Below are 18,230 nucleotides of genomic sequence, written 5' to 3'. Positions count from 1 at the left end.
GATCTGAGATCTGAGATCTGGGATCTGGGATCTGGGATCAGGACGATCAGACGCGTTCGACGATGGTGGCGACGCCCATGCCGCCGCCGACGCAGAGGGTCACGAGGCCGTAGCGCTTGTCCTGGCGCTCCAGTTCGTCGACGACGGTGCCCAGGAGCATGGCGCCGGTGGCGCCGAGCGGGTGGCCGAGGGCGATCGAGCCGCCGTTGACGTTGACCTTGTCGAGGGAGACGCCCATGTCCTTGACGAAGCGCAGGACGACGCCGGCGAAGGCCTCGTTCATCTCGATGAGGTCGATGTCGTCGATGGTCAGGCCGGCCTTGGCGAGGGCCTTGCGGGTGGCGGGGGCGGGGCCGGTGAGCATGATGGTGGGCTCGGAGCCGGAGACGGCGGCGGAGACGATGCGGGCGCGCGGGCGCAGCCCGTTGCGCTCGCCGGCCTCGCGGGTGCCGATGGCGACGAGCGAGGCGCCGTCGACGATGCCGGAGGAGTTGCCGGCGTGGTGGACGTGGTCGATCTTCTCGATCCAGTGGTACTTCTGCAGGGCGACGGCGTCGAAGCCGCCGAGGTCGCCGATGTCGGCGAAGGAGGGCTTCAGCTTCGCGAGGGTGTCGGCGGTGGTGCCGGGGCGGACGAACTCCTCGTGGTCCAGGACGACCAGGCCGTTGCGGTCGGTGACGGGGACGACGGAGCCGGCGAAGCGGCCCTCCTTGATGGCGGTGGCGGCCCGCTCCTGGGAGAGGGCGGCGTACTCGTCGACGTCGCGCCGGCTGAACCCCTCGATGGTGGCGATGAGGTCGGCGCCGATGCCCTGGGGGACGAAGCCGGTGTCCCAGTTGGTCATGGGGTCGGCGAACCAGGCGCCGCCGTCGGAGGCCATGGGGACGCGGGACATGGACTCGACGCCGCCGGCGAGGACGAGGTCCTCCCAGCCGGAACGGACCTTGGCGGCGGCGAGGTTGACGGCTTCGAGGCCGGAGGCACAGAAGCGGTTCTCCTGTACGCCGGCGACGGTGTCGGGGAGTCCGGCGGCGATGGCGGCGATGCGGGCGATGTCGGAGCCCTGGTCGCCGACGGGGCCGACGACGCCGAGGACGATGTCGTCGATGGTGGCGGGGTCGAGGCCGGCGTTGCGTTCGCGCAGGGCCTGGATGAGGCCGACGACCAGGTCGATCGGCTTGGTGCCGTGCAGGGCACCGTTGGCCTTGCCGCGTCCGCGCGGGGTGCGGATCGCGTCGTACACGTACGCTTCGGTGCTCACAGGTCGTGCCTTTCGGGGGAGGTCCGGCGGAAGTCGGGGGATCGGGCGTCAGCCGAGGAGGGAGCGGCCGATGATCTCCTTCATGATCTCGGTCGTTCCTCCGTAGATGGTCTGGATGCGGCCGTCCGTGAAGGCCCGCGCCACGCGGTACTCGGTCATGTATCCGTATCCGCCGTGGAGTTGGAGGCAGCGGTCGGCGACGCGCTTTTGGAGTTCGGTGGCCCACCACTTGGCCATGGAGGCGTGGACGTGGTCCAGTTCGCCGTTGGCGTGGTCGGTGATGCAGCGGTCGAGGAAGGTCCGGGTGACCGCGCATTCGGTGGCCATCTCGGCGATCTCGAAGCGGATGTGCTGGAGCCTGGCGAGCGGGCGGCCGAAGGCCTCGCGTTCCTTGACGTACGTGGTGGTGATCTCCAGCAGGTGTTCGGCGGCGGCGATGGCGGCCATCGCGATGCCCATCCGCTCCTGCGCGAGGTTGGTCATCAGGTGGACGAAGGCCCCGTTGAGCTCGCCGAGCAGGTTCTCCTTGGGGACGCGCACGTCGTTGAAGAAGAGTTCGGCGGTGTCCTGGGACTTCTGGCCGATCTTGTCGAGGTTGCGGCCGCGTTCGAAGCCCTCCGCGCCGCGTTCGACGACGAGGAGCGACAGTCCGTGGGCGCCGCCCTCGGGGGTGGTCTTGGCGACGACGATGACCAGGTCGGCGAGGATGCCGTTGGAGATGAAGGTCTTGGAGCCGTTGAGCAGCCAGTGGTCGCCGCGGTCCTCGGCGCTGGTGCGGATGCCCTGGAGGTCGGAGCCGGCGCCCGGTTCGGTCATCGCGATCGCGGTGATCGTCTCGCCCGAGCAGAACCCGGGCAGCCAGCGGCGCTTCTGCTCCTCGGTGCCCAGGGAGGTGAGGTAGGGGCCGATGATGTCGTTGTGCAGGCCGATCGCCAGGCCGGGGGCTCCGGCGCGGGTGAACTCCTCGGCGAGTACGGCCGCGTAGCGGAAGTCGGGGTTGCCGCCGCCCCCGTACTCCTCGGGGACGGCGAGGCCGAGCAGTCCCTGCCGGCCCGCGGCGCGCCAGGCGTCGCGGCTGACGATGCCGTCCTTCTCCCACTGCTCGTAGTGCGGCAACACCTCCTTGGTGAGGAAGGTGCGGACGGTCTCGCGGAACGCCTCGTGGTCGGCGTCGTAGATGCGGCGTTGCATCGGGGCCCCCTAGAGCCAGCTCTTGACGGTTTCGATCAGCCGGGCCGGCTCGGGGCCGACGGGCGTGACGTTGAGCATGGTGACGCCGGCCTCCCGGAAGGCCTCGACGCGCTCGCGCACGTAGCCCTCCGGCCCGCAGAGGGTCATGAGTTCGCAGAACTCGTCGGGGACGGCGGCGGCCGCGTCGCGCTTGCGGCCGGAGAGGTAGAGCTCCTGGATCCGCCGGGCCTCCTCCTCGTACCCGTAGGCCACGGCGAGGTCGTTGTAGAAGTTGCGGCCGGGCGCGCCCATGCCGCCGACGTACAGGGCGATCTGCGGGCGGGCCAGGTCGCGGGCCTTCGCCGCGTCCTCGCCGATGGCCAGCAGGCCGCCGGCGACGGTCTGGAGCGGGCCGAGTTCCGCGGGCCGCTTCGCGGCGCCCGCGGCGAGGGCGCTCCCCCAGACGGCGCCGGCCTTCTCGGGGATGAAGAGGGTGGGCAGCCAGCCGTCGGCGATCTCGGCGGTCAGGGCCACGTTGGCCGGGCCGAGGGAGGCGATGTAGACGGGGATCCGGTCGCGGACCGGGCGGGTGAGGATCTTCAGCGGTTTGCCGTGGCGGCCGCCGCGCTCGGGCGGCAGCGGCATGTCGGTGATGCCGTGGTGGTCGATGGTCTCGCGGCGCCAGATCCGCCGGCACAGCTCGACGGTCTCGCGGGTGCGGCCCAGCGGCCTGTCGTACGGCTTGCCGTGCCAGCCCTCGATCACCTGCGGGCCGGAGGCGCCGAGGCCGAGCAGGGCCCGGCCGCCGGACATCGCGTCCAGTCCGGCGGCGGTCTGGGCGATGAGGGCGGGGGTGCGGGAGTAGACGTTGACGATGGCCGAGCCGATCTTCATCCGTTCGGTCCGCGCCGCCAGGTAGCCCATGATCGTCGGGGAGTCGTAGCCCCAGGCCTCGGCGACCCAGACGGCGTCGAGGCCCGCCGATTCCAGCGCGGCCGCCTCGTCGGCGGCCCGGCGCGGGTCGCCCGCGTAGTCGAGCAGCATGGACAGTTCCATCAGGCGCCCTTCGCGCTCAGGCCCGGCACGTCCCAGTCGCGGGCCACGGATTCGGTGTCCGCCCCCGGCCGCGCCGGGCCGCTCGCGATGGCGGTCGGGGTGGCGGAGAAGCGGGGTGCGGGGGCGGGCTGGGTGATCCCGCCGAAGTCGCTGAAGGTGGAGCGGGCGGCGAGGTGCGGGTGGTGCGGGGCCTCGCCCAGGGAGAGCACGGGGGCCACGCAGGCGTCGGTGCCCTCGAAGACCTCCGTCCACTCTGCCCGCGTACGGGTCCTGAAGCGGGCGGCGACGGCCTCGCGCAGTTCGCCCCAGCGGGCCAGGTCCTTGCGGGCGGGGGCCTCGTCGGCGATGCCGAGGAGGCGGACGAAGGTGTCGTAGAACTGCTGCTCCAGCGCGCCGACGGCCATGTGGCGCCCGTCGGAGGTCTCGTAGGTGCCGTAGAAGGGGCAGCCGCCGTCGAGGAGGTTGGCGCCGCGCCGGTCCTGCCAGCCGCCGGCCGCGATCATGCCGTGGATCATGGCGGTGAGGTGGGCGGTGCCGTCGACGATCGCGGCGTCGACGACCTGGCCGGCGCCGCCGGGGGTGCTCGCGTGCCGGAGGGCGGCGAGCACGCCGATGACCAGGTAGAGGGAGCCGCCCGCGTAGTCCCCGACCAGGTTCGCGGGGACCGCCGGGGGTCCGTCCGGGGCGCCGATCATGCCGAGGGCGCCGGTGACGGCGATGTACGCGATGTCGTGCCCGGCGGTGTGGGCGAGCGGGCCCTCCTGGCCCCAGCCGGTCATCCGGCCGTAGACCAGCTTCGGGTTGCGGGCGAGGCAGGCGTCGGGGCCGACGCCGAGGCGCTCGGCCACGCCGGGGCGGAAGCCCTCGATGAGCACGTCGGCCCGCTCGACCAGGTCCAGCACCCGGGCGGGGCCCTCGTCGGACTTCAGGTCGACCAGGACGGAGCGCTTGTTGCGGTTGGTGACGTCGTAGGCGGGGTCGATGGCGAGCCCGCCGCCGCCCGGCCGGTCGACGCGGACGACGTCGGCGCCGAGGTCGGCGAGGAGCATGGCGGCGAACGGGCCGGGTCCGATGCCCGCCAGTTCCACGACGCGCACCCCGGCGAGCGGGCCGGTCCCTGTCTTCGCCACTGTCATCGGGCCCCCAGCGTCCCTGGTGCGTGTGTGACACAACTGATGTAACACCAGCGATGCTAGGAACGCGTCCCACTCAGCACAAGAGCAAGCGCTTAGCCGATTGGCTCAATCTCCCACTCGGTCTCCCCCGCGCGGCGGCCTCCTGCACGACGGGTTCACGACGGGGTCACGACGGGCGTCTCGCGTCGAGCTCCTTGACGTGCCGTTTGAGCGCGACCGTCCGGTAGCTCTCCTCCACCCACTCGCACAGCACCTCCGCCGACGGCGCCCCCTTCTCCCCCAGCGGCACCGACACCCAGCCCGCCCGGCCCAGGCCGTATCCGGTGGGCGTCGCGCCGGGAGCGGCCAGCGCGTGCCCGTGGAGGACCTCGTCCTTGAGTTTCACCGAGAGGCCCGGCGGTTCGGGGCCGTCCGCGTTCCCCAGGAACACGAAGATCTTCCCGTTGACCTTCACCACCCCGTCCTCGGGACCCCAGGGATGCTCCTCGACCGCTTCGGGCAGCCCCAGCGCGAACGCGCGCACCGCTTCCCACCTGCGCACCGCAGCCTTCATCGAACCCTCCACTTACCGCAGGTCACACCTGCTCGCACGGACAGCCGGCTTCCACGCTAGCCTCAGCCACCGACACCAGCCGGGAGGAACGTTTCATGTACGAGCACGTCCACCGCAGCGGCCCGGAACGGGACTTCGACCTCGTGCTCTTCGGCGCGACCGGGTTCGTCGGGGCGCTGACCGCCGAGTACCTGGCCCGCAACGCCCCGGCCGGCTGCCGCTGGGCCCTGGCCGGGCGCGACCTCGGGAAGCTGGAGCGGCTGCGCGGGCGGCTGGCCGCCCTGGACCCGGCCTGCGCGGACCTGCCGCTGCTGCGCGCCGACGCCGCCGACGGGCCGGCCGTGCGCGAACTGGCCGCCCGGACCCGGGTCCTGACCACCACCGTCGGACCGTACGTCTGGTACGGGGCGGAACTGGTCGCGGCCTGCGCCGCGGCGGGCACCGACTACGTGGACCTCACCGGCGAGCCGGAGTTCGTCGACCGGATGTACGTCGCGCACGACGCGCGGGCCCGCGAGACGGGGGCCCGGCTGGTGCACGCCTGCGGGTTCGACTCCGTCCCCGCCGACCTGGGGGCCTACTTCACCGTGGGCCTGCTGCCGGCCGGGGAGCCGCTGCGGGTGGACGGGTTCGTCCGGTCCTCGGCGCTCGTCTCCGGCGGCACCCTCGCCTCCGCCCTCACCGCCCTGGGCCGCGGCCCGCAGACCCTGGCCGCCGCGCGGGAGCGCCGGCTGCACCAGCCCCGGCTGCCGGGACGCCGGGTGCGGGGGCCGCTGGGGGCGCCCCGGTTCAGCCGGGAGACCGGGACCTGGGCGCTGCCGCTGCCCACCCTGGACCCCCGGGTGGTGACCCGGTCGGCGGCCGCGCTGGAGCGGTACGGGCCGGACTTCCGCTACCGGCACTACGCCTCGGTACGGCACCTGCCGGTCGCCCTGGGCGGCACGGCGGCCCTGGGGGCGGCCGCCGCGCTGGCCCAGGTCCCGGCGGCCCGGCGGTGGCTGATGGGCCGTTGGGAGCCGGGCGCCGGCCCGGACGCGGAGCAGCGCGCCCGCAGCTGGTTCACCGTCCGCTTCGTCGGGGAGGGCGGCGGGCGGCGGGTGTTCACCGAGGTGTCGGGCGGCGACCCGGGCTACGGGGAGACCGCGAAGATGCTGGCGGAGTCCGCGCTGTGCCTGGCGTACGACGCCCTCCCCGAGACCTCCGGCCAGCTCACCACGGCGGTGGCCATGGGCGACGCCCTGCTGGCCCGCCTCCGGAAGGCGGGCCTGCGCTTCCGGGTGGCGGCGGAGCTCTAGGGGGCGGAGCTCCAGGGGGCTGGGGTCCAGGGGCGGAGCTCCAGGCGCCGGAGCCGGTCGCTCCGCGCGTTGCCGGGTGATCGCCGGAGGCGGAGAATGGAGAGCGGGCGTGTGCCCTCAGCCTCAGGAAGGGAGCTTCCGATGGCATGGCGTATCGAGGGGACGTATTTCGAGAACTGCAACTGCGACATGGTGTGCCCCTGCTCCACCTCCGGCCTCACGGCCCCGGCGGACCACGACCGCTGCCATGTGCTCCTGGCCTTCCACGTCGATTCCGGCCAGGTCGACGACGTGGACGTGAGCGGCCTGACGGTGGCCGTCGCGGCGGACGCCCCGGCGCTCATGAGCGAGGGCGGCTGGCGGGTGGGCGTGGTCATGGACGCGGCCGCCTCGCCCGAGCAGGCCGAGGCGCTCGGGGCGGTCTTCTCCGGTCAGCTGGGCGGCCCGATGGGCGCCCTCGGACCGCTGGTCGGCGAGACGCTCGGGCTGGAGGTCGCCCGGATCGACTACGCCGACGACGGCCGCGGCCACCACGTGCGGATCGGCGACATGGTCGACATCGAGGTCGAGGACTTCGTCTCCCCGCTCGACGCGACCGGCAGGGGCGTGAAGGTCAGCGGGGTCGGATTCCCCGCGGACACCCTCGCGGCGGGAACCGCGACGAGGTCGCGGGTGAACGTCTTCGGCCTCGACTTCGCGAACGAAGGGAAGAACGCCTTCTCGGCACCGTTCTCCTGGGCGGCCTGAATGTCGTCACCGCTCGCCCGCCGGGCCGTCGTCCCGGCGAGCTGGGCCGCGATGCTGGCCGCGGCCGTGCTGGCCTGGGTCCTGACGGTCCGCAGCTCCGCCGGCATGGCGCCGGGGCCGGGCACGATGGGGCGCGGTCTGTGGGGCTTCCTGGCCCTGTGGGGGCTGATGATGGCCGCGATGATGCTCCCCTCCGTCGCGCCCGTCGTCTCGCTGTACCTGCGGACGCTGCGCGCCGGCGCGACGGGCTGGACGCGCGCGGCCCGCAGCACCGGCCTGGTCGTCGGCTACCTCTGCGCGTGGGAGGCCTTCGGGCTGGCCGCGTTCGGCGCGGCCTGGGCGGGCGGCGAGCTCGCCGCCCGGGCGCCGGGCGCCGCGCCCTGGGCGGGCGCCCTCCTGCTGGCGGGCGCCGGCGCGTACCAGGCGACCCCGCTCAAGGACCGCTGTCTGCGGCACTGCCGCTCCCCGGTCGGTTTCCTCATGCACTTCGGCGGCTACTCCGGGCGGCTGCGCGACCTGCGCGTCGGCCTCTACCACGGCGGTTACTGCGTCGGCTGCTGCTGGGGCCTGATGGCCGTCCTGATCGTGGTCGGCGTGATGAACCTCGCCTGGATGGCCGCGCTGGCCGTGGCCGTGTTCCTGGAGAAGACCTGGCGCCACGGCGAGGCGTTCAGCCTCGTCCTGGGCGTCGCCCTGATCGGCTACGCCTGCTTCGTGCCGTGGCACCCGGGCCTGGCCCCGGGGCTGTACGCGCCGCCGGCCATGCCCATGTGAGCGGTGGATCAGGACCCCCGGGGCTCCTCGGCCACGGCCTCGCCCACGGCCTCGCGCAGGGCGCGCCGGCACAGGGAGTCGGCGTGCCGGGTGGTCTCGGGGATCCGGAAGCGGGGGCTCAGCGCGAGGGTGTGGGCGCAGGCGTTGTCGAGGGAGACCCGGTGGCCGACGGAGACGTACACCGGCTTGACCCCGTCCCGGGTGCGCAGCGCCCGGCCGACGACGGCCCCGTCGGCCGCGAGCAGCGGGGAGGCCGCGCCGCGCGGGGCGCCCGGTTCCTCGTGGGTGAAGGTGAAGGGGTTCTTGGCGACGCCGATGCTCGGCAGCCCGGTGACCACCCCGAGGTGACAGGCGAGGCCGAAGCCGCGCGGGTGGGCGAGGCCGTAGCCGTCGCAGACGACGAGGCCGGGGGTGACGGGGAGCGCCTCCAGGGCGGCGAGGACGGTCGGCAGCTCGCGGAAGGCGAGCAGGCCGGGCACGTAGGGGAAGCTCACCCGGCCGACGGCGGTGGACTCGGCGACGACGTCGAGGGTGGCGGCGTCGAGGACGACGGCGGCGGCCGCGACGAGGTCGCGCTCGTCGTCGTAGGCCACGTCGACCCCGGCGACCAGTCCGCCGCCGGGCGGGGGGCCGGGCTCGTCGAGCACGACCCGCCTGCGGAGTTCGTCCTGTATCGCCCGGGCCTCGGCTTCGTCGGCGGGGGTCTTCACACGTGTCATGGAGTGCGAGGGTAGCGTGGCGATCATGTTCATCATGGAGCTCACGTACACCGCGCCCATCGAGGACGTCGAGGAGGAGATGGACGCGCACCTCGCCTGGCTCGACGGGTACTACGCGTCCGGGGTCTTCCTCGCCTCGGGGCGCAAGGTCCCGCGCGAGGGCGGGGTCATCCTGGCCCGCGGGGTCTCGCGGGCCGAGGCCGAGAGGATCGCGGCCGAGGATCCGTTCGCGGTGGCGGGGGTGTGCGCGTACCGGATCACGGAGTTCATCGCGTCGAAGACCTCCTCGGACCTGGCCCCGGTCCGCGAGTCCCTTCCGTCGTAGCCGGGGCCGACGGGGCCGCCGCGCGCATGCCGACTCCCGGAAGTCTCATGGCGCGGGAGGCCGGCGGACCCTTTTTTCGCCGTCCGGGGTGCGTTCCCGGCCGCGTGTTCCTACCGTGGGCCCATGGCCTCCAAGGAAGCGAACGAGCCCAAGGCGTACGCGGGCGAGGGGATCACCGTCACCTACGACACCGGGCGGTGCCTGCACGCCGCCCGGTGCGTGAGCGGTCTGCCCGAGGTGTTCGACAGCGGGAAGCGCCCCTGGATCCAACCGGACGGGGCCGCGCCCGAGCGGGTGGCGGAGGTGGTCCGGCGCTGCCCGTCCGGGGCGCTGCAGTACCGGCTGGCGGGCGGTCCGCAGGAGGAGGGGGACCGGCCGACCGGCGTGGAACGGTCGTCTCTCGGCCAGCTGTTCCTGCGGGGGGAACTGAGCGTGACCACTCCGGACGGAGTCGCGCACCGGGAGACCAGGGTGGTCCTTTGCGCCTGTGGAGTGAGCGGTAACCAGCCTTATTGCGATCACTCCGGAGCCTGCGGAAAGGGGTGACGCCCCCTTCACCGGGCCTCCCGTACGGTCACTCTGTGCGATCGCACGGGCGGATTCCGGCCAATCGGTGACGCAGCTCACGTCATCCGCCCTGCACGGATTTGCCGATTCCGGCGTCTATCCGGTTGCCGGGTTCCACCCCACAGCCCGGCAGCAGATCCGCTGCAAGGGAGCGAGCCTTGATCACTGTCATCGAGCAGGCCGTACAGGCACGACTGGTCGCCACCGCCCCGAAGGTCGAGACCGTCCCCGTCACCCTCTGCTACGACCGCTCGGATCCCTTCGCCGTCCGCATGGCCTTCCCCGCCCTGGCCACGCTGGAGGGCGTCGAGGTCTCGTGGACCTTCGCGCGCGAGCTGCTGATGTCCGGGATCCAGCACCCGGCCGGCTGCGGCGACGTCCGCGTGCGCCCGTACGACGGGGACCGCACGACGGTCGAGTTCCACGCTCCGGAGGGGGTGGCGATCGTGCTGATGAGCACGGGCGAGATCCAGAGATTCCTGGAGCGTTCCCGTGAGCTCGTCCCGCCGGGGCTGGAGCACCGCTACCTGGACGTGGACCACAGCCTGGACGAGCTGATGCGCGGCTCCTGCTGATTTTTATTCGGTTGCGGGCGGCCACGGCCGCCCGTAGCTTCGTTCTCGCCCCATCGCCGTCGAACGGAGTAGGACGTTGCTCTTCTGAGGTCCGAGACACCGACCACCACGACCACATCCTTGTGACAGTCGGCTGTCTCCCCGCGTTGCACGCACCATTCACGCAACCTGGAGGCCTCCATGAGTCATGCCCCTACCTTCGTCACCTGCTCCGCCCTCTCCTTCGACTGGCCCGACGGAACCCCCATCCTCGACGGGTTCCAGTGGACCGTGGGCCCCGGCCGCACCGGCCTGATCGGGCTCAACGGCTGCGGGAAGTCCACCCTGTTGAAGCTCGTCGCGGGCGCCCTGACCCCCTCCGGGGGCCAGGTCTCCGTGGCCGGCACCATCGGCTACCTCCCGCAGGACGCCACCCTCGACACCGCGCTCCGCGTCGACGAGGCACTCGGCATCCGCACCGCCCGCACCGCCCTGCACGCCATCGAGGCGGGTGAGGCCACCGAGGCCAACTTCGCCGCCGTCGGCGACGACTGGGACGTGGAGGAGCGGGCCCTGGCCGTCCTCGACCAGCTCGGGCTCGCCCGGATCGGCCTGGACCGCACCGTCGGCGAACTGTCGGGCGGCGAGTGCGTCCTGCTGCGGCTCGCGGCCCTGCTGCTGGCCCGCCCGGACGTCCTGCTGCTGGACGAGCCCACCAACAACCTGGACCTGCGGGCCCGGCGCCGCCTCTACGCGGCCGTCGAGTCCTGGTCCGGGGTGATGGTCCTGGTCAGCCACGACCGGGAACTGCTGGAGCGGGTCGACCAGATCGCCGACCTGCGCGACGGCGAAGTCCGCTGGTACGGCGGGAACTTCAGCGACTACGAGCGGATGCTCGCCGCCGAGCAGGAGTCGGCCGAGCGGATGGTCCGGGTCGCCGAGGCCGACGTACAGCGCCAGAAGCGCGAACTGGCCGACGCGCAGGTCAAATTGGCCCGGCGCAAGCGGTACGGCCAGAAGATGTCCGAGAACAAGCGCGAGCCGAAGATCGTCATGGGCGCCCGCAAGCGCGCCGCCCAGGAGTCGGCCGGCAAGCACCGCACGATGCACACCGAGAAGCTGGCGGACGCCCGCGAACGGCTGGACCAGGCGGTCGAGGCGGTGCGCGACGACGACGCGATCCGCATCGAGCTGCCCGCCACCCAGGTCCCGCCCGGCCGCAGGGTGCTGACCCTCGGCGATCTGCGCCTGGCCCACGGGCCGGGCGTGGAGGGCGAGTGGGAGGTGCGCGGCCCCGAGCGGATCGCGCTGGTCGGCGCGAACGGCTCGGGCAAGACGACGCTGCTGCGCACGCTCGCCGGGCTGCTGCCGCCCGAGTCGGGGGAGGCGGTGACGCACGTCCCGGCGCGTTTCCTGCCGCAGCGGCTGGACGTGCTGGACGACGAGCGCTCGGTGGTGGAGAACGTGGCGCGGTTCGCCCCGCACGCCTCCAACAACCTGATCCGGGCGCGGCTCGCGCACTTCCTGTTCCGGGGCGGCCGGGCGGACCGGACGGCCGGCACCCTCTCGGGCGGCGAGCGGTTCCGGGCGGCGCTGGCGGCGCTGCTGCTGGCGGAGCCTGCTCCGCAGCTGCTGATGCTGGACGAGCCGACGAACAGCCTGGACCTGGCGAGCGTGCGCCAGCTGGGCGAGGCCCTGGAGTCGTACGAGGGCGCGCTGATCGTGGCCAGCCACGACGTGCCGTTCCTGGAGTCGGTCGGGATCACCCGGTGGCTGCTGCTCGACGCCGAGCTGGGGCTGCGGGCGACCACGGCCGAAGAGGTCCGCGCCTCGTTCTGGCAGGACTGACGCCCGCCCTCGCGGTCCGCGTTCCGGCCCCTCCCGCCGTCAAGGCCGGAGGGGCCGGCCACCTTCCGGCGTGATTCTCACCCCTGTGGAGGGCCCTGAGACCCCTTCCAACTGCATAGATAACCGGATGTAGCCGGACAGACCCATGGCTGAGGGTTGGCGGGCCCTGATGTCGCGCTTAACCTACGAGACCGTAGGCTACGGAACCGTAGGTAATTCGCTTTGTCCCCAGGAGCACCCGTGACGATCACCTCTCCCCACCTCGGCAGCTCGGAGGCGTGGACCGACGCCAAGCTGCTGTACGCGCTGGAAGAGGTGGTCGAGAAGGAGCTCAACCGCCATCTGAAGGTCACCAAGGACTGGATGCCCCACGAGTACGTGCCGTGGAGCGACGGCCGGAACTTCCCGGGCTTCTTCGAGGACGGCGAGGCCTGGGACCCGCAGCAGTCGAAGGTCACCGACATCGGCAAGATCGCGCTGGTCGTGAACCTGCTGACCGAGGACAACCTCCCCAGCTACCACCACGAGATCGCGACGCTCTTCGGCCGCAACGGTGCCTGGGGCACCTGGGTGCACCGCTGGACGGCCGAGGAGGGCCGCCACGGCATCGTGATGCGCGACTACCTGCTGGCCTCGCGCGCCGTGGACCCGGACAAGCTGGAAGCGTTCCGGATGCAGCACATGTCGGAGGGGTTCGAGTCCGACAACAGCCACTCGATGCTGCACTCGGTGGCGTACGTGGCCTTCCAGGAGCTGGCGACCCGCATCTCGCACCGCAACACCGGCCACCAGTCCGGTGACCCGGTCTGCGACCGGATGCTGGCCCGCATCGCGCAGGACGAGAACCTGCACATGATCTTCTACCGGAACCTGCTGGGCGCGGCCTTCGAGATCGCCCCCGACCTGACGATGCAGGCCGTGCGCGACGTGGTCGTCAACTTCCGGATGCCCGGACACGGCATGCCCGGCTTCGAGCGGATGGCCGCGCAGATGGCGATCGGCGGGATCTACAACCTGCGGATCCACCACGACGACGTGCTGAGCCCGGTGATCCGCTTCCTCAAGATCATGGACATCGACGGGCTGGGCCCCGAGGGCCGGCAGGCCCAGGAGGAGCTCGGGCTCTTCATGAACGGCCTGGACGCGGAGGCCCGCAAGTTCGACGAGCGCCTGGCCGCGCGCGCCGCGCGCCTGGCGGCCCGCAAGGCCTGAGGCCCTTCCGGCCCCGCGCGGCGCCGCGCCGGGGCGCGCCCGCGCGGGGCTCAGCCGCGCGGGCGCAGGGCCAGCCGCTCCGTCTCCGAGAGGCCGCCCCAGACGCCGAAGCGCTCGTCGTTGGCCAGGGCGTACTCCAGGCACGCGGCCCGGCCCTCGCACGCCCCGCACAGCCGCTTCGCGTCCCGGAGCGAGGAGCCCGGGTCCGGGAAGAAGAAGCTCGGGCCCGTCTGGGCGCACAGGGCGAGGTCGTACCAGGCGGGGGCGGTGGTGGTGTTCATCGACATGCGGCGATCCTGGACGGGGGCGATGGACGTCCGATCAACGCCTGATCAACACCGTCCGCGGGCCGTTAGGGTGAGCTGATGATCATCCGCTGAAGAAAGGCCCCGGTCCTCACGGTGACCGAGTCACGACCCCACGCCCTGTTCTCCTTCGGCACGCTGCGGGACGAGCGCGTCCAGATCTCCCTCTTCGGCCGGTCCGTGCCCAGTTCACCGGCCTCGCTGGTCGGCTACGCGACCCGTCCGCTGAAGATCACCGACCCGGACGTGATCGCCGCCAGCGGCCTCGACGTCCACCTGACCCTGGAGTGCCGCCTCGGTTCCTCGGTCGAGGGCGCCGTCCTGCGGCTCACCGACGCGGAGCTGGCCGCCGCCGACGCCTACGAGGTGGACGACTACGTCCGCCGGCGCGTGCCGCTGTCCTCCGGGGAGAGCGCCTGGGCCTACCTGGACGCCGATCCGCTGCGCTCGGCGGCGCGGATCGTGATCGTGGGCGACAGCATCGCCTACGGGCGCTGCGATCCGCGGGGCGGCTGGGCGGCCCGGCTCGCGGCGCGCCACATCGCCGCGAACGAGGTGGACCACCGGGTCTTCAACCTGGCGGTCCCGGGCAGCACCCTGACCGCCGTCGCCGAGCAGACGCCCGCCCTGCTCGCCGCGCGCCGCCCGGACACCCTCCTGGTCGCCGCCGGCATCAACGACTCGGCGCTGCCGGCTGGGGCCCCGGAGGCGGACGGGGCGGACCCCTCCGACTCGGCTCACCTGGCGGACTCCCTCGCCGCCCTCGCGGCCACGGCCCGGGAGCACGGGGCCCGCCTGGTCGTCCTCGGCCCCGTCTGGCTGGACGAGTCCCGCACGGCCGACTACGAGGGCCTGCGCTTCACCGAGTCACGCGCCCTGGCCCTGCGCGAGACCCTGCGCGCCTGGTGCGCGGAACACCACGTCGACCACATCGACCCGTGGTCCCCCCTCCACAACCGCCCCGACCTCCTCACGGACGGCATCCACCCCACCCCCGAGGGCCACGAGCTCCTCTACCGCCACCTGGCACCCTGAACCGCGACCCCCGCGCGCGCGGCGCGTCCTGCGGCCGGACGTTCAGGTCGCGTGGGGTTCGTCCGGGGGGTCGTGTTTCGCGCGGCTCGGCTGGACGCGTTTGGGTTCGCCCGGCATCTTCGGGTAGTCCGGGGGGTACGGCATGTCGCCCAGGCCGTGATCGCGTTCGTCGCGGGCCGCGAGCTCCAGCACGGGTTCCAGGCTGAACGCGTGCTCGTCCATGTCGGCGTGCAGGTCGCCGAGTTCGGCGAAGCGGGCCGGCATCGTCGCGATGTCGAAGTCGCGCGGCTCCGCGTCATCCACCTCCTCCCAGCGCAGGGGCGCGGAGACGGGGGCGTACGGGCGGGGGCGGACGGAGTAGGCCGAGGCGATCGTGCGGTCGCGGGCGGTCTGGTTGTAGTCGACGAAGATCCGCTCGCCGCGCTCCTCCTTCCACCAGGCGGTGGTGACCCGGCCCGGCATGCGCCGCTCCAGTTCCCGGCCCAGGGCGATCGCGCACCGGCGGACCTCGGTGAAGGTCCAGCGCGGCTCGATCGGCACGAAGACGTGCAGCCCGCGTCCGCCGGAGGTCTTGGGCCAGCCGCGCATCCCCACCTCGTCCAGGAGGGCGCGCAGTTCGTGCGCCGCGGCCACCGCGTGGTGGTAGTCGGTGCCCGGCTGCGGGTCCAGGTCGATGCGCAGCTCGTCCGGCCGGTCGGTGTCCCCGCGCCGCACCGGCCAGGGGTGGAAGGTGAGGCAGCCCAGGTTGGCGGCCCACAGGACGGCGGCGGGCTCGGTGGGGCAGATCTCGTCCGCCGTGCGGCCGCTGGGGAAGGCGATGTGGGCGGTCGGGATCCAGTCGGGCAGGTTCTTGGGGGCCCGCTTCTGGAAGAAGGACTCGCCCTCCACCCCGTCCGGGTAGCGCTCCAGGGTGGTGGGACGGTCGCGCAGGGCGCGGGTGATCCCGTCGGCGACGGCCAGGTAGTACTCGGCGACGTCCCGCTTCGTGAACCCGCGCTCCGGGAAGTACACCTTGTCCGGACTGGACAGGCGCACCGCCCGGCCGCCCGCGTCGAGCTCGATCGCACCACCCGCGCTACCGCCCATGGCCGCCACGGTAGGCGGGCTCGGCCGGACGCGCACACCGAGCGGGCCCGGGCGCACCACCGGAGAATGCCTCGTATGGACCTGCCGGTGATGCCGCCCGTGAAGCCGATGCTCGCCAAGTCCGTGGCGCGGATCCCGCCCGGCATGCAGTACGAGGCCAAGTGGGACGGCTTCCGGGCGATCGTGCACCGCGACGGGGACGAGCTGGAGCTGGGCAGCCGCACGGGCAAGAGCCTCACCCGGTACTTCCCCGAGCTGGTGGCGGCCCTGAAGGAGAACCTGCCGGCCCGCTGCGTGGTCGACGGGGAGATCGTGATCGTCCACGGCGGGCGGCTCGACTTCGACCGGCTGACCGAGCGGATCCACCCGGCCGCCTCCCGCGTGAAACTGCTGGCCGGGACCACCCCGGCCAGCTTCGTCGCCTTCGATCTGCTCGCCCTGGGCGACGAGGCCCTCCTCGACACCCCGCTCGCCGACCGCCGCAGCGCCCTGGTCCGCATCCTCTCCACCGCCCGGCCCCCCGTGCACCTCGCGCCCGCGACCACCGATCCCGCGCTCGCGCGGGAGTGGTTCGAGCGGTTCGAAGGCGCCGGGCTGGACGGGGTCGTCGCGAAACCCCTCGACCTCCCCTACCGGCCCGACGCCCGCCTGATGTTCAAGATCAAGCACGAGCGTACGGCCGACGTCGTCCTCGCCGGTTTCCGTTTCCACAAGAGCGGTCCGATCATCGGATCGCTGCTCCTCGGCCTGTACGACGGCCACGGCGCGCTCCAGCACGTCGGCGTCTGCGCGGCCTTCCCCATGAAGCGCCGCGCCGAGCTCGTCGAGGAGCTCGCACCCCTGCGGATGCCCGACGCCCAGGGGCACCCGTGGGCGTCCTGGACCGACGAGTCCGCGCACGAGAGCGCCCGGCTGCCGGGCGCGCAGAGCCGCTGGACGGGCAAGAAGGACCTGTCCTGGGTCCCGCTGCGCCCCGAACGCGTCTGCGAGGTCAAGTACGACCACATGGAGGGCGACCGCTTCCGGCACACCGCCCAGTTCGTCCGCTGGCGCCCCGACCGCATCCCGGAGGGCTGTACGTACGCGCAGCTGGAGGAGGTCGTCGGCTACGACCTGGCCGAGGTCCTCGGCGGCGGCTGAGGGGTGTGGGTGGCGGAGGCGGTGAGCTTCTCCCATTGTGGGCGGTCCGGGCCCACCGTGTGGGGGGTCCAGCCCGGGCGGGCCGCCAGCCAGCGGGCCACGCGGGTGCGGACCGCCGGGTCCGCGTAGGCCCGTCCGGGGGGTTCGGCCAGGTGCCGGACCCTGGCGCGGGCCCGCATCACCTCGGGGTCCTCCAGCGCGCACTCGAACAGCGCGGCCGCACTCCGCGCCCGGTCCGCGCGGTCCGCCCGGTCCGGCCCGCCCGCCCCGGCCCCGGCCGCGAGCCGCTCCCCCACGGCCGCGTCCGCGCCCGCCTGGTAGTCGAACCAGGGCTTCAGGGTGCGCAGTGCCCAGGCGTGGTAGCCGGCGGCGAAGCCGGGGGAGGCGGTGTCCCGGTGGGCCGTCCGGGCCACCCGGTCGGCCGCCCACAGCGCGAGCGAGGTCCCCTGGCCCAGGGTCGGGTTGGTGTGGGCGAGCGCGTCCCCGACGGCCACCAGCCCGTTCACCACCGGTCCCCGCCCGTCGGCCGGCGGGCTCCAGCGGTTGTCCAGCCCGGCCATGGCCAGCACCCCCGACAGCGGTTCGGCGCCCAGCCCCAGCCAGGCGGCGCCGGGCGGGAAGGACCGGGCGGCGGCCTCGAAGACGGCCGGATCGCGCAGGGCGCCCCGGGTGGGGTCCCCGGTGTGCGCGAAGACGGTCACGGCGAAGGCCCGGTTGTCGGACGGGAAGACGGCGCAGCCGGCGAAGGCGCCCCCGGTCACCGTCCAGGGCCGGCGGGGCCCCTCGCCCGTGCCCCGCGGCAGCCGGTACCAGCGGCAGAAGTAGGCGAGGCCCGTGCGGTGCCGCTCGACGGCGCCCGGCCGGCAGCCGGCCCCGGCCAGCAGGGAGTCCGATCCGCCGCGCCGGCCGCCCGCGTCCACGACGAGGTCGCCCGCGTACCGGCCGGAGGGGGTGCTCAGCCCGGTCACCCGGGGCTCCGCTCCCCCGTCGGCGGTCAGCCCGGTGACGGGTTCCCCGTAGCGCACCACGGCGCCCGGCTCCGCGCGCAGGGCCGTCGTCAGCGCGCTCTCCAGCACGATGCGCCGGGCCTGGAGCAGCACCAGGTCCTCGTCGCCGGGCCGGGCGGGCGGCCGTGCGTCGAACCAGTCGAGCTCGTGCCGCTCGGTGGCGCCGAGCCGGAGCATCTCGGCGTGTACGTCGGGCAGTTCGGCCCGCAGCACGGCCCGGGCGGCGCCGAGCAGCACGTGCGGCTGGACCGCCTGCGGTACGCCGGGGCGGCGCCAGTCGAAGAAGTCCCGGTCGAGGGCGGTACCGGGGGCGCGGGTGTCCCGTTCGAAGACCTCGGCGGTGTGCCCCCGCCGGGCCGCGAGAAGGGCCGTGGCGAGCCCCGCGACCCCGCCGCCGATCACCAGCACATGTGCCATTGCGCGCCCCCCGAACCGACGTA

The 18,230-nt window shown here is 73.4% G+C and carries 19 protein-coding genes; 10 read left to right on the top strand and 9 right to left on the bottom strand.

What is annotated here, in order from left to right; all coding sequences use genetic code 11:
• Positions 1-46: 46 nt before the first annotated feature.
• The 5 genes from AB0O29_RS09055 to AB0O29_RS09035 all read right to left on the bottom strand — a co-directional run bounded on the left by AB0O29_RS09055 (position 47) and on the right by AB0O29_RS09035 (position 5,176).
• On the bottom strand, positions 47-1,261 hold the full coding sequence (locus tag AB0O29_RS09055) for an acetyl-CoA C-acetyltransferase (protein ID WP_365148389.1): 1,215 nt from the start codon (positions 1,259-1,261) through the stop codon (positions 47-49).
• Positions 1,262-1,309: 48 nt separating this feature from the next.
• Positions 1,310-2,452 (bottom strand): acyl-CoA dehydrogenase family protein, encoded by a 1,143-nt coding sequence (locus tag AB0O29_RS09050; RefSeq protein WP_365148386.1) that lies wholly within the window; start codon positions 2,450-2,452, stop codon positions 1,310-1,312.
• 9 nt (positions 2,453-2,461) lie between these two features.
• On the bottom strand, positions 2,462-3,487 hold the full coding sequence (locus AB0O29_RS09045; RefSeq protein WP_365148383.1) for an LLM class F420-dependent oxidoreductase: 1,026 nt from the start codon (positions 3,485-3,487) through the stop codon (positions 2,462-2,464).
• On the bottom strand, positions 3,487-4,623 hold the full coding sequence (locus AB0O29_RS09040) for a CaiB/BaiF CoA-transferase family protein (protein WP_365148380.1): 1,137 nt from the start codon (positions 4,621-4,623) through the stop codon (positions 3,487-3,489). Before AB0O29_RS09040 ends, AB0O29_RS09045 begins: the two co-directional genes overlap by 1 nt.
• A 166-nt stretch (positions 4,624-4,789) precedes the next feature.
• Positions 4,790-5,176, bottom strand: coding sequence for an MmcQ/YjbR family DNA-binding protein (locus AB0O29_RS09035; protein WP_365148377.1), 387 nt, complete (start codon positions 5,174-5,176; stop codon positions 4,790-4,792).
• A 95-nt stretch (positions 5,177-5,271) separates the two neighbouring features.
• On the opposite strand from AB0O29_RS09035, the gene AB0O29_RS09030 reads away from it, so the two are divergent.
• From AB0O29_RS09030 to AB0O29_RS09020, 3 genes are all read left to right on the top strand, one after another.
• Positions 5,272-6,471 carry a saccharopine dehydrogenase NADP-binding domain-containing protein gene (locus tag AB0O29_RS09030; protein ID WP_365148374.1) on the top strand — a complete coding sequence of 400 codons (1,200 nt, stop codon included), beginning with the start codon at positions 5,272-5,274 and terminating at the stop codon, positions 6,469-6,471.
• 141 nt (positions 6,472-6,612) lie between these two features.
• On the top strand, positions 6,613-7,218 hold the full coding sequence (locus AB0O29_RS09025) for a DUF1326 domain-containing protein (protein WP_365148372.1): 606 nt from the start codon (positions 6,613-6,615) through the stop codon (positions 7,216-7,218).
• Positions 7,219-7,992, top strand: a complete 774-nt coding sequence (locus AB0O29_RS09020) for a DUF2182 domain-containing protein (RefSeq protein ID WP_365148369.1) — start codon at positions 7,219-7,221, stop codon at positions 7,990-7,992.
• 8 nt (positions 7,993-8,000) lie between these two features.
• Here the strand turns inward: AB0O29_RS09020 and AB0O29_RS09015 are convergent, their stop codons facing one another.
• Positions 8,001-8,711 (bottom strand): endonuclease V, encoded by a 711-nt coding sequence (locus tag AB0O29_RS09015; RefSeq protein ID WP_365148366.1) that lies wholly within the window; start codon positions 8,709-8,711, stop codon positions 8,001-8,003.
• A 25-nt stretch (positions 8,712-8,736) separates the two neighbouring features.
• On the opposite strand from AB0O29_RS09015, the gene AB0O29_RS09010 reads away from it, so the two are divergent.
• The 5 genes from AB0O29_RS09010 to AB0O29_RS08990 all read left to right on the top strand — a co-directional run bounded on the left by AB0O29_RS09010 (position 8,737) and on the right by AB0O29_RS08990 (position 13,217).
• Positions 8,737-9,036, top strand: coding sequence for a YciI family protein (locus AB0O29_RS09010; protein ID WP_365148427.1), 300 nt, complete (start codon positions 8,737-8,739; stop codon positions 9,034-9,036).
• Between the two features lie 123 nt (positions 9,037-9,159).
• Entirely contained in the window at positions 9,160-9,582 is a 423-nt protein-coding gene (locus tag AB0O29_RS09005; protein WP_365148363.1) for a (4Fe-4S)-binding protein, read from the top strand.
• Positions 9,583-9,761: 179 nt separating this feature from the next.
• Entirely contained in the window at positions 9,762-10,178 is a 417-nt protein-coding gene (locus AB0O29_RS09000; RefSeq protein ID WP_365148360.1) for an SsgA family sporulation/cell division regulator, read from the top strand.
• Between the two features lie 180 nt (positions 10,179-10,358).
• On the top strand, positions 10,359-12,005 hold the full coding sequence (locus AB0O29_RS08995) for an ABC-F family ATP-binding cassette domain-containing protein (RefSeq protein ID WP_365148357.1): 1,647 nt from the start codon (positions 10,359-10,361) through the stop codon (positions 12,003-12,005).
• 240 nt (positions 12,006-12,245) lie between these two features.
• Positions 12,246-13,217: an acyl-ACP desaturase gene (locus AB0O29_RS08990; protein ID WP_365148354.1), complete on the top strand. Its 972-nt coding sequence runs from the start codon at positions 12,246-12,248 to the stop codon at positions 13,215-13,217.
• Between the two features lie 50 nt (positions 13,218-13,267).
• Here the strand turns inward: AB0O29_RS08990 and AB0O29_RS08985 are convergent, their stop codons facing one another.
• Entirely contained in the window at positions 13,268-13,504 is a 237-nt protein-coding gene (locus tag AB0O29_RS08985) for a WhiB family transcriptional regulator (RefSeq protein ID WP_365148351.1), read from the bottom strand.
• Positions 13,505-13,618: 114 nt separating this feature from the next.
• Here AB0O29_RS08985 and AB0O29_RS08980 point away from each other — a divergent pair, with 114 nt between their 5' ends.
• A complete protein-coding gene (locus AB0O29_RS08980) occupies positions 13,619-14,557 on the top strand; it encodes a GDSL-type esterase/lipase family protein (protein WP_365148348.1) in 939 nt (312 codons plus the stop codon).
• Positions 14,558-14,599: 42 nt separating this feature from the next.
• Here the strand turns inward: AB0O29_RS08980 and ligD are convergent, their stop codons facing one another.
• Positions 14,600-15,643, bottom strand: coding sequence for a non-homologous end-joining DNA ligase (ligD, locus tag AB0O29_RS08975; protein ID WP_365148345.1), 1,044 nt, complete (start codon positions 15,641-15,643; stop codon positions 14,600-14,602).
• 75 nt (positions 15,644-15,718) lie between these two features.
• Here ligD and AB0O29_RS08970 point away from each other — a divergent pair, with 75 nt between their 5' ends.
• Positions 15,719-16,783: an ATP-dependent DNA ligase gene (locus AB0O29_RS08970; RefSeq protein ID WP_365148343.1), complete on the top strand. Its 1,065-nt coding sequence runs from the start codon at positions 15,719-15,721 to the stop codon at positions 16,781-16,783.
• Here AB0O29_RS08970 and AB0O29_RS08965 read toward each other — a convergent pair.
• Positions 16,750-18,207, bottom strand: coding sequence for an FAD-dependent oxidoreductase (locus tag AB0O29_RS08965; protein ID WP_365148340.1), 1,458 nt, complete (start codon positions 18,205-18,207; stop codon positions 16,750-16,752). The two genes, AB0O29_RS08970 and AB0O29_RS08965, sit on opposite strands and share 34 nt — an antisense overlap.
• Between the last annotated feature and the right edge of the window lie 23 nt (positions 18,208-18,230).

The organism is Streptomyces sp. NPDC089915 (assembly GCF_040684675.1).
In the GTDB taxonomy this organism is placed as follows: Bacteria; Actinomycetota; Actinomycetes; order Streptomycetales; family Streptomycetaceae; genus Streptomyces.
This window is presented reverse-complemented; position numbering and strand designations above follow the sequence as displayed.

What these genes read in the sequence shown, in the direction of transcription:
- AB0O29_RS08965 (WP_365148340.1), bottom strand. Translation starts at nt 18,207, where the DNA reads ATGGCACATGTGCTGGTGATCGGCGGCGGGGTCGCGGGGCTCGCCACG.
- AB0O29_RS09030 (WP_365148374.1), top strand. Translation starts at nt 5,272, where the DNA reads ATGTACGAGCACGTCCACCGCAGCGGCCCGGAACGGGACTTCGACCTC.
- AB0O29_RS09025 (WP_365148372.1), top strand. Translation starts at nt 6,613, where the DNA reads ATGGCATGGCGTATCGAGGGGACGTATTTCGAGAACTGCAACTGCGAC.
- AB0O29_RS08970 (WP_365148343.1), top strand. Translation starts at nt 15,719, where the DNA reads ATGGACCTGCCGGTGATGCCGCCCGTGAAGCCGATGCTCGCCAAGTCC.
- AB0O29_RS09020 (WP_365148369.1), top strand. Translation starts at nt 7,219, where the DNA reads ATGTCGTCACCGCTCGCCCGCCGGGCCGTCGTCCCGGCGAGCTGGGCC.
- ligD (WP_365148345.1), bottom strand. Translation starts at nt 15,643, where the DNA reads ATGGGCGGTAGCGCGGGTGGTGCGATCGAGCTCGACGCGGGCGGCCGG.
- AB0O29_RS09015 (WP_365148366.1), bottom strand. Translation starts at nt 8,711, where the DNA reads ATGACACGTGTGAAGACCCCCGCCGACGAAGCCGAGGCCCGGGCGATA.
- AB0O29_RS08985 (WP_365148351.1), bottom strand. Translation starts at nt 13,504, where the DNA reads ATGTCGATGAACACCACCACCGCCCCCGCCTGGTACGACCTCGCCCTG.
- AB0O29_RS09035 (WP_365148377.1), bottom strand. Translation starts at nt 5,176, where the DNA reads ATGAAGGCTGCGGTGCGCAGGTGGGAAGCGGTGCGCGCGTTCGCGCTG.
- AB0O29_RS09005 (WP_365148363.1), top strand. Translation starts at nt 9,160, where the DNA reads ATGGCCTCCAAGGAAGCGAACGAGCCCAAGGCGTACGCGGGCGAGGGG.
- AB0O29_RS09045 (WP_365148383.1), bottom strand. Translation starts at nt 3,487, where the DNA reads ATGGAACTGTCCATGCTGCTCGACTACGCGGGCGACCCGCGCCGGGCC.
- AB0O29_RS09050 (WP_365148386.1), bottom strand. Translation starts at nt 2,452, where the DNA reads ATGCAACGCCGCATCTACGACGCCGACCACGAGGCGTTCCGCGAGACC.
- AB0O29_RS09040 (WP_365148380.1), bottom strand. Translation starts at nt 4,623, where the DNA reads ATGACAGTGGCGAAGACAGGGACCGGCCCGCTCGCCGGGGTGCGCGTC.
- AB0O29_RS08995 (WP_365148357.1), top strand. Translation starts at nt 10,359, where the DNA reads ATGAGTCATGCCCCTACCTTCGTCACCTGCTCCGCCCTCTCCTTCGAC.
- AB0O29_RS09010 (WP_365148427.1), top strand. Translation starts at nt 8,737, where the DNA reads ATGTTCATCATGGAGCTCACGTACACCGCGCCCATCGAGGACGTCGAG.